Genomic DNA, 14,593 nt, shown 5'->3' with positions numbered 1-14,593 from the left:
GCCCGTGATGAACTCTTCTCAAGCGGGACCCAAGAACGACACCACGCAGCGCTCTTTCACCACGAAGCACATCTTCGTGACGGGCGGTGTCGTCTCGTCTCTGGGCAAGGGGCTCACCGCCGCCAGCCTCGGAAACCTTCTCACCGCTCGCGGTCTCCGCGTCGTGATGCAGAAGCTCGATCCGTATCTGAACGTCGACCCGGGCACGATGAATCCGTTCCAGCACGGCGAGGTCTTCGTCACGGATGACGGAGCCGAGACCGACCTCGACATCGGCCACTACGAGCGCTTCCTCGACATCAACCTGTCCGAGGCGGCGAACGTCACGACCGGCCAGATCTACTCCCAGGTCATCGCGCGCGAGCGCCGCGGCGAGTACCTCGGCGACACGGTGCAGGTGATCCCGCACATCACGGACGAGATCAAGCGGCGCATGCGTCTGCAGGCGAGCGAAGAGCCGCGCCCGGACGTCATCATCACCGAGGTCGGCGGAACGGTCGGCGACATCGAGTCGCAGCCCTTCCTCGAATCCGCGCGCCAGCTCCGTCACGAGCTCGGCCGCGACAGCGTGTTCTTCGTACACGTCTCCCTCGTCCCGTTCATGGGCGCTTCCGGTGAGCAGAAGACCAAGCCGACGCAGCACTCCGTGGCGGCTCTGCGTCAGGTGGGTATCCAGCCCGACGCCCTGGTGCTGCGCAGCGACCGGCCGGTCAGCGCGAGCAACCGCAACAAGATCGCCCTGATGTGTGACGTCGATGCCGAAGGCGTCATCAACACGGTCGATCTGCCGAGCATCTACGACATCCCGTCGACGCTGAACGATCAGGGTCTCGACTCCTACATCGTCCGCCGTCTCGGCCTGGACGAGAAGGCCGCCGACGAGGTCGACTGGACCCGCTGGAGCAAGGTGCTGCACGCGGTCCACAACCCGAAGCACGAGGTCACGATCGGTCTCGTGGGCAAGTACATCGATCTTCCCGACGCCTACCTCTCGGTCACCGAGGCGCTCAAGGCCGGCGGCTTCGCTCAGGAGACCAAGGTCAACATCCGCTGGATCCCCTCGGATCGGTGCGAGACGCCTGAGGGCGCCCAGGAGCAGCTGTCCGAGCTCGACGGCATCTGCGTGCCGGGTGGCTTCGGCATCCGCGGGATCGAGGGCAAGCTCGGCGCGTTGAAGTTCGCGCGCGAGCAGGGCATCCCCACGCTCGGACTCTGCCTCGGGCTGCAGTGCATGGTGATCGAGTACGCACGCGACGTGGCGGGCATCGCCGGCGCGTCGTCGAGCGAGTTCGATCCCGACACCGCAGAACCCGTGATCGCGACGATGGCCGAGCAGGTCTCGATCCTCGACGGCGGGGACCTGGGCGGCACGATGCGTCTGGGGCTCTACCAGGCGGCTCTCGCGGAGGGTTCCCTCGCGCGTGAGCTCTACGGGTCCGCTGAGGCGTCCGAGCGTCATCGTCACCGCTACGAGGTCAACAACGCCTATCGGGACCGCCTCTCGGAGGCCGGGCTGGTGTTCTCCGGTCTGAACCCCGAACTCGATCTCGTCGAGTACGTGGAACTCCCGCGCGACGTGCACCCGTACTACATCGCGACCCAGGCGCATCCCGAGCTGCGCTCGCGTCCGACCGCACCGCACCCGCTGTTCCGCGGTCTCATCGGTGCCGCGATCGACCGGCACCGCTCGAGCGAGCTGTTCGATGTCAGCGCCGATGCCTGAGACGAATCCGGGAAGCCGGGTCGACCTGCGGGACGAGCCCTTCGACCCCGAGGTGCTCCACAGCGATCTGGCGTACCGGGGCGCGGTGTGGGACGTCCGTGATGACCGTGTGCGCTACGGCGACGGGGAGATCCGTCGCCAGTACGTGGTGCACACCGGGGCCGTGGCGATCGTGGCCCTCGACGACGACGGCCGGGTGTTGCTGATCCAGCAGTACCGGCATCCGATCCGCCACCGCGACTGGGAGCTCCCGGCCGGACTCCTCGATGTCGCGGGGGAGGAGCCCCTGGAGGCCGCCCGTCGTGAGCTCGCGGAGGAGGCGGACCTCGTGGCCGCGCACTGGGAGCCGCTGGTCTCCTCGTGGACGACCCCCGGCGGCAACGACGAGATCATCCACTTGTTCCTGGCGACCGGGATCTCGCCCGCCGCGGCGGCACACGCCCGGGAGGACGAGGAAGCCGACATCCGCGTGGAGTGGGTGCCGCTGGATGACGCGGTGGAGGCGGTGCTCGACGGACGCATGCGCAACGGCATCCTCAGCATCGGAGTGCTGGCGACGGCCCAGAGGCGTCGCGACCGGGGCTGAGCATGGAGCTCGAACGCGCGCTCGACGCCTACCTGCGACATGTCACGATCGAGCGCGGTCTGAGCGTGCACACCGTCTCGGCATATCGACGCGATCTCGAGGTCTATCTGCGCTGGCTGGAGAACGACGGGATCGTCGACACGGCGGACGTGACCCCGGCCGTGATCGGCCGCTTCGTCGCCGAGCGAGCGGAAACCGTGCCGCCGCCGGCCGCGTCGAGTCTGGCGCGCCTGCAGTCCTCCGTCCGCAGCTGGCACCGGTTCCTCGTGCGGGAGGGGATCGAGGTCGATGACCCGAGCGGCCGACTGCGCCCGCCGAAGGCCGGTCGTCGGCTGCCCAAAGCACTCACGATCGATCAGGTCGAGCGCCTGCTTGCCGCCCCGTCAGCGGAGGAGCCGCTCGGCATCCGCGATCGTGCACTGCTGGAGCTGCTGTACGCGACCGGTGCCCGGGTGTCGGAGGCGGTGGGCCTCGACGTCGACGATCTCGCCCACGGCGACGTGCTCCGGCTGCGCGGCAAGGGGTCGAAGGAGCGCATCGTGCCGATCGGGTCGTACGCCCGCACCGCGGTGGACGCATACCTGACCCGCGTTCGTCCGCAGCTGGCCGCCCACGGCCGCGCCTCCGCCCGTCTGTTCTTGGGGCTGCGCGGCGCCCCGCTCTCGCGTCAGAGCGCCTGGCTGGTGATCCGTTCGGCCGCGGAACGGGCGCAGATCACCGCGGATGTCTCGCCGCACACCCTGCGTCATTCGTTCGCCACCCACCTGCTGCAGGGCGGCGCCGATGTCCGCGTCGTGCAGGAGCTGCTGGGGCATGCGTCGGTGGCCACGACGCAGATCTACACGCACGTGTCCGTCGACGCGCTGCGTGACATCTACGCCACATCGCACCCGCGCGCGCGCTGAGCCGGCCGCGGACTCCGCCACCCGGTCCGATCCGATCGACGCGGTGGAGGTCATCCTTTAGGGGGACGCGGAAAATCCAGACGATTGTCTAATCTGGGGACTTCCGACTTCCGTCGGCCGCACAAAGGAGTCCTCACATGCGTTCCACCGGTCCTCTTGCCGCGCTCGCGGCGACCGCCATGGTGTTCGTCCTCGCCGGATGCTCCGGCGCTCCCGGAGACGACGGACTCACCTACGAGGACTCCCCGCTGAACCAGTACGTGGCGGCGGCGTGGGGCGGTGACCTCTCCCCGGAGGAGCAGCAGAAGCAGGCCGAGGAGAACCAGCGTCAGGTCGAGGAGCTCGTCGCGGAATGCATGACCGAGGAGGGCTTCGAGTACTCGCCGAACGTCAGCAGCACCGGCATGATGGTGTCGGACTCCGACGGGCAGTGGGAGCCCGAGAAGCGCGAATGGGTGGAGAAGTACGGCTACGGCATGGTGACCAGCCCGTTCAGCGAGGAGCAGGGGGACCCCACCGAGGATGAGTACGTGGATCCGAACCAGGACTACGTCGAGTCGCTGTCGGAGTCGGAGCAGACCGCGTTCTACGAGGTGCTCTACGGCCCGTCTCCCACGGAGGAGGAGATGAGCGAGGACGGCAGCTACGAGTACAACTGGGAGACCGCCGGCTGCCAGGGGTGGGCGCAGCACGAAGTGGATGGCGACGACGTCTGGCAGAGCGATGAGTTCGCGGACCTGCGCACGAAGATGGAGGAGCTGTGGACGTCGTCCCAGGAGTCCCCGGAGCTCGCCGAGCTGAATGCCGAGTGGGCCACGTGCATGGCGGACGCCGGCGAGCCGGGCTTCACGATGCAGACGGAGGCGATGCAGTCGATCGCCGATGAGCAGACCGCTCTGTACGAGAGCGCCTACGGCGACGGCTCGGAAGCGATCGATCCGGAATCGACGGACTTCGTGGACCCGAGCGAGAGCCCGGAGATGAAGGCGCTGGGCGAGCGTGAGATCGAACTCGCGCTGGTTGATCTCGAGTGCCGGGAGAAGACCTCATACCTCGAGGAGTCGCTGAAGATCCAATTCGCGAACGAGGAGAAGTTCATCGCCGACAACAAGGCGGAGCTCGACGCGTTCAAGGCTGCTGCCGAGCAGAGCAAGTGATGCGTGAGGAAGACGCACCGACCACGGAGTTGCCCGCCGAGCTGACCGATGGCCCCGCCGTCGACGACGAGATCGTCGAGACCGAGGCCGTCGAGGATGCTGACATGTCCCGGGTGAGTGGCTGGAGGCGCGTCGTCAGCGGCAATCGCACGCTGTGGATCGTCGCTCTCGCCGCCGTCGTGTGCCTGGTGGCGGGGCTGCTGGTGGGACGCTTCCTGTTCACCCCGGACGCCTCCAGCGCCGACGCGCCCGACGCCGGGTTGGTGACCGTGCCCGTCGAGTTCGGCCCCCTCAGCAACGACGTCACGCTGCGTGCCGATGTCGGCTACGCGGATGCGGTGGAGGTCACGCTCGACAGCTCCGCGATCTCCGGCGCCGCCGTGGTCACCGGACAGGTCCCCGAGGTCGGGGCGACCTTGAATCCGCTCTCCGTCGCACTCGAGGTGGTCGGGCGCCCGGTCATCGTGCTGCCCGGCGAGCTTCCGGCATACCGGACGCTGCGTTACGGAGTCTCGGGGCCGGACGTGATCCAGTTGAAGCAGGCGCTGGTCGGTCTCGGCATCGACGCGGGGGATGTGAACTCGAACGTGTTCGACCGCGCGACGGCGGACGCGGTCGGACAGCTGTACGCGCAGGTCGGCTATCCCGCGCCGGCGCCGGAGGAAGGAGCATCCGACGCGGTCCGGAGCGCGGAGGAGGGCGTGCGCTCTGCGGAAAGCGGCGTGACGCAGGCGCAGCAGGCCGTGAACGCTGCCGGGGCCGGGCCGAGCGCGGTGGACGCCTGGCAGGCGGACGTGAAGGTCGCTCAGGCCGAGCAGGCGCTCGCGGCGGCGAAGGCCGCCGGGGAGGGCGTGCAACAGGCGGAGTGGGATCTCAAGACCGCACGCCTGGAGCGCGATCAGCTCCATGCCGCGAAGGACACCGGAGCCGAGAGGTCGGCTCTCGATGCGGCTCGGGCGCAGGTGACCTCCGCCCAGGAAGCGCTCGAGGACGCCCGACGGAGTGTGCTGCCCTACCTGCCCTCCAGCGAGGTGCTCTACCTGACCGAACTGCCTCGGCGCGTGGACGCGGTGACCGTGGAGCGCGGATCGATCCTGTCGGGGGCCGCCATGACGGTCTCCGGTGCCACTGTGCGTCTCACGGGTGCGGCCGCGGATGCCGACGCGCGTCTGCTCGCGGTCGGCGCCGAGGCCGTGTTCGACCTGCCGGACGGCGCGGAGCACCGGGCGGTGATCTCCGAGCTGAAGCCCGGCAAGGACGACGCGGCGCGGTGGGAGGTGCTGCTGGAACCGGATGCCCTCACCGCCGAGCAGATCACTCAGCTGCAGGGCAGCAATGTACGCGTGCGGATCGCGGTCGGGGCGACGGAGGGCGATGTGCTCTCGGTGCCGCTGGCGGCCCTCACCGCCGGCCCCGGAGGCGAATCGCGGATCGAGGTCGTCGACTCCGATCCCCGCGACGGGAAGGATGCCGAGACCCGCATCGTGGTCGTCGAGACGGGTCTCGCCGCGAAGGGCGCCGTGGAAGTGACGCCCGTGGATGAGGATCTCGACGAGGGCGATCTGGTGGTGGTGGGCCGGTGACGCCGGCACCGCCGCTCGTCGAGCTCCGCGACGTCACGAGGTCGTTCCCCGGCCCTCCCGAAGTGCAGGCGTTGAAGGCGGCGTCGCTCTCGGTCGCACCCGGGGACTACATCTCGATCGTGGGCCCGAGCGGGTCGGGGAAATCGACGATGCTCAATCTGCTGGGTCTGCTGGATCGCCCGAGTGTGGGGGAGTACCGGCTGGCCGGCTCGCTGACCGGCGACCTGAGCGACGATGAGCGTGCCGCGGTGCGCGCCCGCTTCATCGGCTTCGTCTTCCAGTCGTTCCATCTGCTCCCGCGGCGCACCGTGCTCGACAACGTGCTGATGCCGATGCTGTACAGCGGCGTCCCACGACGAGAGCGGGAGGCGAGGGCGAGGGCCGCGCTCACCCGCGTCGGTCTGGGGCATCGGATCGACTTCTTCCCGAGCTCCCTGTCCGGTGGAGAACGGCAGCGCGTCGCGGTGGCGCGCGCCGTCGTCAGCGGCCCGCAGCTGCTGCTCGCCGACGAACCGACCGGCAACCTCGACCAGCGCACATCCGGCGAGGTCATGGAGCTCTTCGAAGAGCTCAACGATGACGGGCTCACCCTCATCGTCATCACGCACGACGACGCGGTCGCCCAGCGCGCCCGCCGCAGCATCCGGATCACCGACGGCAGATTGAGCGAACTGTGACGCGCAGGCCCTGGCGGCGCAGGTCCTCGTCGCCCGCCGACGCCCTGCCGCCCGACGACGAGGTCACGGTATCGGAGGCCGATCCCGCGCCGGCCGGATCGACCACGGTGCTGCTGCCCGCGGTGGCGCATGCCGACCGCTTCACGTTCCAGGATCTCGTGGCCGAGGCGACCGCGGACATCGGCTCGCGCCCTGCTCGACTGGTGATGACCATCCTGGGCACCGTGCTCGGCATCGCCTCACTCGTCGCGACGCTCGGCTTCGCCCAGACCGCGGCCGCGCAGATCGCACGCCAGTTCGACGGCGTCGCGGCGACCCAGGTCGTGGTGACCGCGGCGAAGGCGCAGTCCGGGGCGCAGAACACCACGGTGGCTGCCGGACGGCTGCCCTGGGATGCGCCCGAGCGTGTGCGGCTGCTGGCGGGCGTCGACGGCGCGGCGCTGATCGGCGAGGTCGCCCTGGCGGATGGCGAGACGATCACGGCGGTGCCGGTGAACGACCCGTCCGCCCCCATCGCGGCCTCTCCGCGCCTGTTCGCGACCACCGCCGACCTGCTCGATGCGGCGGAGGGCACGCTCGTGACCGGCCGCTTCTTCGACGAAGGGCACGACTCCCGGGGAGATCGCGTGGCGGTCCTGGGGCAGCGGGCGGCCGAGCGGATGGGCATCAACCGGATCGACTCGCAGCCCTCGGTCTTCATCGCGGGGGTCGCCTACGCCGTCATCGGGATCGTGGACGGCATGGACCGGCGCTCCGATCTCGTGGACTCGGTGATCATCCCGCAGGGCACCGCGCGGGCGGACTTCGCGCTCGCGGCGCCGTCCGAGCTCGCGATCCACATCGTCGTCGGGGCCGGACCGCAGGTCGCCGAGCAGTCGGTGCTCGCCCTGCAGCCCGACGATCCGGAGTCTCTCGAGGCGCGCGCGCCGGCGGCATCCTCGGATCTGAGCCGGAACGTGCAGGCGGACGTGAACGTGGTCTTCCTGATCCTCGGGGTGATCGCCCTGCTCGCGGGTGGGCTGGGGATCGCGAACGTGACCCTGCTCTCGGTCATGGAGCGGATCGGGGAGATCGGCCTGCGCCGCGCCCTCGGGGCGACGCGCCGTCAGATCGGCGCGCAGTTCATGGTGGAGTCCATCGTGATCGGGTTCATCGGCGGCATCATCGGCGCCGCCGTCGGCGTGATCGCGGTGATCATCGTGGCCGCTGTGCAGGGGTGGGCTCCGGTGACCGACCCCCTCGTCGCCATCGCCGGAGCCGTCCTCGGCGCGGGTGTCGGGTGGGCCTCGGGCTGGTATCCGGCGCGACGCGCCGCACGCATCGAGCCGGTCGCTGCGCTGCGCGGCGCGTGACGCTGGCGCGCCGGGACGACGGGGAAGGGGCTGGCCGCTACAATCGATCAAGCACGAAGGAGCAGGAGAATCGGTGGCTGAAAGAGCGAAGTCCAGGGCGAAGGCACAGAAAGCCGACGACACTCCCATGGGACCCACCGGCCGCCCGTATCACGGGTTCGCGACTCCGGAGCCGCTGAAATCCCACGGCCCCGCGCGCATCATCGCCCTGTGCAATCAGAAGGGCGGCGTCGGCAAGACGACGACCACCATCAACCTCGCGGCGTCGCTCGCGGAGTACGGACGCAAGGTGCTGGCGGTCGACTTCGACCCGCAGGGCGCGCTGTCGGCCGGGCTCGGCATCCAGACGCACGACGTGCCGACCGTCTACGACCTCCTTCTCGACACCAAGCGCGACGCGCACGACGCGATCGTCGCCTCGGGTGTCGAGGGTCTCGATGTGATGCCGGCGAACATCGACCTCTCTGCCGCCGAGGTGCACCTCGTCAACGAGGTCGCCCGTGAGACGATCCTCGCCCGTGTCCTGCGCCAGGTCACGGGGGAGTACGACGTCATCCTGATCGACTGCCAGCCCTCGCTCGGGCTGCTCACCGTCAACGCGCTGACGGCGGCGCACGGCGTCATCATCCCGCTGGAGTGCGAGTTCTTCGCGTTGCGCGGCGTCGCGCTGCTCATCGAGACGATCGACAAGGTGCGCGACCGTCTGAACCCGTCGATCACCATGGACGGTCTGCTCGCCACGATGTACGACCCGCGCACCCTGCACTCGCGCGAGGTGCTCGAGCGCGTCGTCGAGGCGTTCGGCGACGATGTGCTGGAGACCGTGATCGGCCGCACCGTGAAGTTCCCGGATGCATCGGTCTCGGGTGTGCCCATCACGGAGTTCGCACCGGAGCACGCTGCCGCGCAGGCGTACCTGCGGCTGGCGCGGGAGCTGGTCGCCCGTGGCGCCGTCGCCTGACGAGAGCATCGTCGAGAGCTCCGTCGAAGCGGCCGCTGAGCCGGTCGAGTCGGTTCAGGAACCGGCCGCCGAGGGATTCCGTGTCGCGCTGTCGAACTTCGACGGCCCGTTCGACCTCTTGCTGACCCTCATCTCGAAGCACGAGATGGACATCACCGAGGTGTCTCTCAGCGCGGTCACGAACGAATTCATCACCTACCTGCGCGGCCTCGGCGACGAGGAGGAGCTCGATCAGGCATCGGAGTTCCTGGTGGTCGCGGCGACGCTGCTCGACATGAAGGTCGCGGGTCTGCTGCCCCAGGGTGAGCTCGTCGATGCCGAATCCGTGGCTCTCCTGGAAGCACGCGACCTGCTGTTCGCCCGTCTGCTGCAGTACCGCGCCTTCAAGGAGGTCTCGGCGTGGTTCGCCCGGTGCCTCCGGCGGGAGGATCGTCGACACGTCCGTGCGGTCCGGCTCGACGAGAAGCATCGACGCAAGACACCCGAGCTGGTGTGGTCTCTCACCGCCGACGACTTCGCCGCTCTCGCGCTGCTGGCCTTCGCGCCCAAGGAGATCCCGCACGTCGGTCTCGACCACCTGCACGCTCCGCTGGTCAGCATCCGCGAGCAGGCCGCGATCGTCGTCACGCTGCTGCGAGGCACCGAATCGCTGAGCTTCCGCGAGCTCGTCTCGGGCGTGCGGGAACCGGGCATCGTGGTGGCCCGCTTCATCTCGGTGCTGGAGCTGTACCGGCACGCGGCACTGTCCTTCGAACAACTGGAACCGCTCGGCGAGCTCACGCTGCGCTGGGCAGCCGACTCCTGGTCGGACGAGACACTGGCGACGCTGGGAGCCGACTATGACCGATGATGCGACGGCCGCGACGGACGAGATCGTGCGCGACACCCCTCTCTCGGAGCGCATCGAGGCGATCCTGATGATCATCGACGAGCCGCTCGGACTCGTCGCCCTCGCCGCGGCAGTGGGAGCGCCGGTCGCGGCGGTGCGTCAGACCATCGAGACCCTGGTCGACGACTACGACGGCCGGGGGCAGGGTCCGCGTCGCGGATTCGAGCTGCGCGAGGTCGGCGGCGGGTGGCGACTGTACGTGCGCGAGGACCACGACGACCTCGTCGCGGAGTTCGTCGGCGGGCAGGCTCCGGCCCGGCTCTCGCAGGCCGCGCTCGAGACCCTCGCGGTGATCGCCTACAAGCAGCCGGTGACGCGCAGCCAGGTCGCGTCCATCCGCGCGGTGAACGTCGACTCGGTCGTGCGCACGCTGCTCGCGCGCGGTCTGATCACGGAGCTCTTCGCCGATGCCGAGACCGGCGCCATCAACTACGGGACGACGGATGCCCTCCTGCAGCACCTCGGCATCAACTCCCTCGACGATCTTCCCCCGATCTCGCCGCTGCTCGACGACGGCGCCGACGGCTTCGATGAGGGCGTGATCCGATGACCTCGGCACCCGCCCGACAACTATCCAGTTTCAACGAAGGGACCATCCGATGAGCGGCTTCGACGCCTCCACCGACTCCACCGACGCCCCCCAGGGCGTCCGCCTGCAGAAGGTGCTCGCCGCTGCCGGCGTCGCCTCCCGCCGCGTGGTCGAGGACTACATCGTGGAGGGGCGCATCCGGGTGAACGGGATCACGGTCACCGAGCTCGGTCGTCGTGTGGACCCCGCGACCGATCTCGTGGACGTGGACGGGATGGCGGTGCAGCTCGACGTCTCGAAGCGCTACATCATGCTCAACAAGCCCGCCGGCATCGTCAGCAGCATGAAGGACGAGAACGGTCGGCCGGATCTTCGACGCTTCACCGACAAGTACGAGGAGCGTCTGTACAACGTCGGCCGCCTCGACGCCGAGACCAGCGGACTGCTGCTGCTGACGAACGACGGCGAACTCGCGCACGTGCTCGCGCACCCCTCCTTCGGCGTGACGAAGGTGTACATCGCCAAGGTCGAGGGCAACGTCACCGCGCAGACGATCGGCACCCTGACGAAGGGCGTCGAGCTCGAGGACGGCGTGATCGCAGCAGACAAGGCGCGCCTGCTGGACAGCTCCCGGGGATCGAGCCTCGTGGAGCTCACGCTGCACTCCGGACGCAACCGGATCGTCCGCCGTATGCTCGCCGCGGTCGGCCACCCGGTGACCGAACTGGTGCGCCGCCAGTTCGGCCCACTCCACCTGGGAACGCTCCCGGCGGGAAAGACGCGCGAACTGGGTAAAATCGAACTCGGCGCGCTTCTCACCTTGTCGCGCCGTGATTCCGGTGCCGCTGAGGCATCAGGCGACCATCAGGAGAATGCGTGACGGATACGAGTGTGCCCACGGGCCGCCAGCCGTCGTCCGCTGCGCCCCGCGGGTCCGTGGAGCCGCGTCTCTCCGGCACGGTGCGCGTGGTCGGGGCCGGTCTTCTGGGCTCCAGCATCGGGCATGCGCTGCGCACGAAGGGCACGGACGTGGTGCTCACGGACGCTTCTCCCGCCCAGCTCCGCCTCGCGATCGACTACGGCGCGGGACGCGCGGCGACCGACGACGATCGTCCCGCACTGATCGTCGTCGCCGTCCCGCCGGACGTCACGGCCGATGTCATCCAGGCCGAGCTCGAGCGCTATCCCGACGCGGTCGTGACCGACGTCGCGAGCGTGAAGCTCGAGCCCTTCCGCGAGCTGCGGGCGCGCGGCGTCGACCTGACGCGCTACATCGGCTCGCACCCGCTCGCCGGCCGTGAGCGCGGGGGCGCGATCTCCGCGCGTGCCGACCTGTTCATGGGACGCCCCTGGGTCGTCTGCCGGGACGAGGAGACCAGGGCGTCGGATCTGGCCCTCGTGGAGGCGCTGGCGCTCGACGTCGGCGCCATGCCGCTGGAGATGACGCCCGAGGAGCACGACCGCTCCGTCGCGCTCACCTCGCACGTGCCGCAGGTCGTCGCCAGCCTCCTCGCCGGGCGTCTCGCCGAGGCCGAGGAGGGAGCGCTGCGTCTCTCCGGTCAGGGTGTCCGCGACACCACCCGCATCGCGGCGTCCGCGCCCGAGCTCTGGGTCCAGATCCTGGGCGCCAACGCCGGACCCGTCGTGGAGATCCTCGACTCCCTCGCCGCAGACCTTCGACAGGTCGCGGATGCCCTGCGCGATCCCGGCGCTCCCGGTGCTCGGCGCGTGGTCGCCGAGACGATCCGCCACGGCAACGACGGCGTCGATCGGCTGCCGGGCAAGCACGGACAGAACCAGCGCTTCGAGTCGCTCGTGGTGATGATCGACGACACCCCGGGGCAGCTCGGACGGCTCTTCGGAGAGCTCGGAGAACTCGGCGTCAACGTCGAAGACCTGCGACTCGAGCACTCGCCCGGGGCGCAGTTCGGCCTCGCGGAGATCAGCGTCGAGCCGGCGGCGCTGCACGGCGCGGTCACGGGGCTGCAGGAGCGCGGCTGGCGGATTGCGGGGAACACGAATGACTGATGCGACGAAGTTCATCGCGATCGACGGGCCGGCGGGTTCCGGGAAGTCGAGCGTCTCGAAGGAGATCGCTCGTCGTCTCGGATTCGGGTATCTCGACACCGGATCGGCCTATCGTGCGCTGGCCTGGCACGTGCTCGAGCAGGGCGCCGACACGGAGGACGCCGCATCCGTGCGCGCCGCGGCCTCCGAGTTCCCCGTGCACCTCGGTCTCGACCCCGATGATCGGGGGGTGCGCGTCGGCGATACCGACGTCACGGACGCGATCCGCGAACCCCGGGTGTCCGGCGCCGTGAGCGGCGTCGCCCGGGTGCCCGAGGTGCGCGCGCAGGTGAACGAGCTGTTCCGCTCGCTCGTCGCCGAGGCGTCATACCCCGCTGTCGTCGTCGAGGGCCGTGACATCACGACCGTCGTCGCCCCTGATGCGCCCGTGCGCATCCTGCTCACCGCGGCGCCCGAAGTGCGCGCCGCTCGACGCGCCGGCGAACTCGCCGGCGAGAACGCGGATGCCGTCGCTGCCGCCCTGCACAAGCGCGACGCCTCCGACAGCGCCGTCGTCGACTTCTTGAACGCCGCGGACGGCGTCGAGATCGTCGACTCGACGGAGCTCGATTTCCCCCAGACCATCGACGCCGTGCTTTCGGTGATCGAACGAATCCGAGGAGTACACCATGGCTGATGACGAATACGAAGGCGGCCCCGACCGTCTCGCGGAGAAGATGGAGTCGCTCGACGAGCAGCTCGCCGAAGCCCGCGCGGAGACCCTGCGCGCCGGTCTCGCGGACTACGACCTCGACGATGAGGATGCCGCCCTCCTGGCCGGCATCACCCTCGGCGAGGACGGCATCCAGTTCTTCCCCGCTCTGCCCGTCGTCGCGATCGTCGGACGACCGAACGTCGGCAAGTCGGCGCTCGTGAACCGCATCCTCGGCCGCCGCGAGGCCGTCGTCGAGGACACCCCAGGGGTGACCCGCGACCGCGTGACGTACAAGGCCGAATGGGCCGACCGCCGGTTCTCGCTCGTCGACACCGGAGGCTGGGAACCCGACGCCCGCGGCATCGACCGTTCCGTCGCGATGCAGGCCGAGGTCGCCATCGATCTCGCCGATGTCGTGCTGTTCGTGGTCGACGCGATGGTCGGCGCCACGTCGACCGACGAGCACGTGGTCAAGCTGCTGCGCAAGAGCGGCAAGCCCGTGTTCCTCGTCGCGAACAAGATCGACGACGCCCGCCAGGAGCCCGAAGCCGCGGCTCTCTGGAACCTGGGGCTCGGCGAGCCGCACCCGGTGTCCGCGATCCACGGTCGTGGTGTCGCCGACCTGCTCGACGCGCTCCTCAAGACGCTCCCCACGGTGTCCGCCGTGGCCAAGGCCGAGATCGGCGGCCCCCGCCGGGTCGCGATCCTGGGCCGCCCGAACGTCGGCAAGTCCTCGCTGCTCAACAAGGCGGCGGGCGAAGAGCGCGTGGTCGTGAACGAACTCGCCGGCACCACGCGTGACCCGGTCGATGAGATCGTCGAGCTCGGCGGCAAGCTGTGGCGCCTGGTCGACACGGCCGGTATCCGCCGCCGCGTGCACATGGCGCAGGGCGCCGACTTCTACGCCTCGCTGCGCACCTCGGCCGCGCTGGAGAAGGCCGAGGTCGCCGTGGTCGTCCTCGATGTGTCGGAGACGATCAGCGAGCAGGACGTGCGCATCATCGATCTCGTCCTCGAATCGGGCCGTGCTCTCGTGCTCGCCTTCAACAAGTGGGACCGTCTGACGGACAACGACCTGGAGAACCAGGACCGCCGTCACTACCTCGAGCGCGAGATCGAGCAGGACCTCGCGCACGTCGCGTGGGCACCCCGCGTGAACATCTCGGCGAAGACCGGACGTCACCTGGACAAGCTCGTCCCGGCGCTCGAGACCGCGCTGGAGAACTGGGACCGCCGCATCCCGACAGGGAAGTTCAACGCGTTCCTCGCGGAACTGGTGGCCGAGCACCCGCACCCGCTGCGTGGTGGCAAGCAGCCGCGCATCCTGTTCGGCACCCAGGCGTCGACGCGTCCGCCGACGTTCGTGCTGTTCACGACCGGGTTCCTCGACCCCGGTTACCGCCGATTCATCCAGCGTCGTCTGCGCGAGCTGTACGAATTCGACGGCACCCCCATCGTCATCAACATGCGAGTCCGGGAGAAGCGCCAGCGCTGATCCCGACGGCCGTT

The 14,593-nt window shown here is 69.4% G+C and carries 14 protein-coding genes; all 14 read left to right on the top strand.

Annotated features, from left to right (window positions below):
* The first annotated feature begins 7 nt into the window (after positions 1 to 7).
* The 14 genes from ACWA14_RS09915 to der all read left to right on the top strand — a co-directional run bounded on the left by ACWA14_RS09915 (position 8) and on the right by der (position 14,579).
* Positions 8 to 1,723, top strand: coding sequence for a CTP synthase (locus tag ACWA14_RS09915; RefSeq protein ID WP_463792943.1), 1,716 nt, complete (start codon positions 8 to 10; stop codon positions 1,721 to 1,723).
* Positions 1,716 to 2,309: an NUDIX domain-containing protein gene (locus ACWA14_RS09910; protein ID WP_463792941.1), complete on the top strand. Its 594-nt coding sequence runs from the start codon at positions 1,716 to 1,718 to the stop codon at positions 2,307 to 2,309. The genes ACWA14_RS09915 and ACWA14_RS09910 overlap by 8 nt, the downstream gene beginning before the upstream one ends.
* A gap of 2 nt (positions 2,310 to 2,311) precedes the next feature.
* The gene (gene xerD, locus ACWA14_RS09905) at positions 2,312 to 3,214 is read left to right on the top strand and encodes a site-specific tyrosine recombinase XerD (protein ID WP_463792938.1); all 903 of its coding nucleotides are present in this window, start codon (positions 2,312 to 2,314) and stop codon (positions 3,212 to 3,214) included.
* Between the two features lie 137 nt (positions 3,215 to 3,351).
* On the top strand, positions 3,352 to 4,371 hold the full coding sequence (locus tag ACWA14_RS09900) for a hypothetical protein (protein ID WP_463792936.1): 1,020 nt from the start codon (positions 3,352 to 3,354) through the stop codon (positions 4,369 to 4,371).
* The gene (locus ACWA14_RS09895) at positions 4,371 to 5,954 is read left to right on the top strand and encodes an efflux RND transporter periplasmic adaptor subunit (protein WP_463792933.1); all 1,584 of its coding nucleotides are present in this window, start codon (positions 4,371 to 4,373) and stop codon (positions 5,952 to 5,954) included. Before ACWA14_RS09900 ends, ACWA14_RS09895 begins: the two co-directional genes overlap by 1 nt.
* Positions 5,951 to 6,631, top strand: a complete 681-nt coding sequence (locus ACWA14_RS09890) for an ABC transporter ATP-binding protein (protein WP_463792931.1) — start codon at positions 5,951 to 5,953, stop codon at positions 6,629 to 6,631. The genes ACWA14_RS09895 and ACWA14_RS09890 overlap by 4 nt, the downstream gene beginning before the upstream one ends.
* Positions 6,628 to 7,983, top strand: coding sequence for an ABC transporter permease (locus ACWA14_RS09885; protein WP_463792930.1), 1,356 nt, complete (start codon positions 6,628 to 6,630; stop codon positions 7,981 to 7,983). The genes ACWA14_RS09890 and ACWA14_RS09885 overlap by 4 nt, the downstream gene beginning before the upstream one ends.
* A 127-nt stretch (positions 7,984 to 8,110) precedes the next feature.
* Positions 8,111 to 8,944, top strand: coding sequence for a ParA family protein (locus ACWA14_RS09880; protein WP_463792929.1), 834 nt, complete (start codon positions 8,111 to 8,113; stop codon positions 8,942 to 8,944).
* Positions 8,928 to 9,794: a segregation and condensation protein A gene (locus ACWA14_RS09875; RefSeq protein WP_463792926.1), complete on the top strand. Its 867-nt coding sequence runs from the start codon at positions 8,928 to 8,930 to the stop codon at positions 9,792 to 9,794. Before ACWA14_RS09880 ends, ACWA14_RS09875 begins: the two co-directional genes overlap by 17 nt.
* Positions 9,784 to 10,383 carry an SMC-Scp complex subunit ScpB gene (gene scpB, locus ACWA14_RS09870; protein WP_463792924.1) on the top strand — a complete coding sequence of 200 codons (600 nt, stop codon included), beginning with the start codon at positions 9,784 to 9,786 and terminating at the stop codon, positions 10,381 to 10,383. The genes ACWA14_RS09875 and scpB overlap by 11 nt, the downstream gene beginning before the upstream one ends.
* Positions 10,384 to 10,432: 49 nt before the next feature.
* Positions 10,433 to 11,242: a pseudouridine synthase gene (locus tag ACWA14_RS09865; RefSeq protein WP_463792921.1), complete on the top strand. Its 810-nt coding sequence runs from the start codon at positions 10,433 to 10,435 to the stop codon at positions 11,240 to 11,242.
* A 56-nt stretch (positions 11,243 to 11,298) separates the two neighbouring features.
* Positions 11,299 to 12,390 carry a prephenate dehydrogenase gene (locus tag ACWA14_RS09860; RefSeq protein ID WP_463797419.1) on the top strand — a complete coding sequence of 364 codons (1,092 nt, stop codon included), beginning with the start codon at positions 11,299 to 11,301 and terminating at the stop codon, positions 12,388 to 12,390.
* Positions 12,383 to 13,066 carry a (d)CMP kinase gene (gene cmk / locus ACWA14_RS09855; RefSeq protein ID WP_463792919.1) on the top strand — a complete coding sequence of 228 codons (684 nt, stop codon included), beginning with the start codon at positions 12,383 to 12,385 and terminating at the stop codon, positions 13,064 to 13,066. Before ACWA14_RS09860 ends, cmk begins: the two co-directional genes overlap by 8 nt.
* Entirely contained in the window at positions 13,059 to 14,579 is a 1,521-nt protein-coding gene (gene der, locus ACWA14_RS09850; RefSeq protein WP_463792918.1) for a ribosome biogenesis GTPase Der, read from the top strand. Before cmk ends, der begins: the two co-directional genes overlap by 8 nt.
* Positions 14,580 to 14,593: the final 14 nt, after the last annotated feature.

The organism is Microbacterium sp. TW_SC_2 (genome assembly GCF_055361165.1).
Note: the sequence above shows the minus strand (reverse complement) of the source record. Positions and strands in the feature narration are given on the sequence as shown.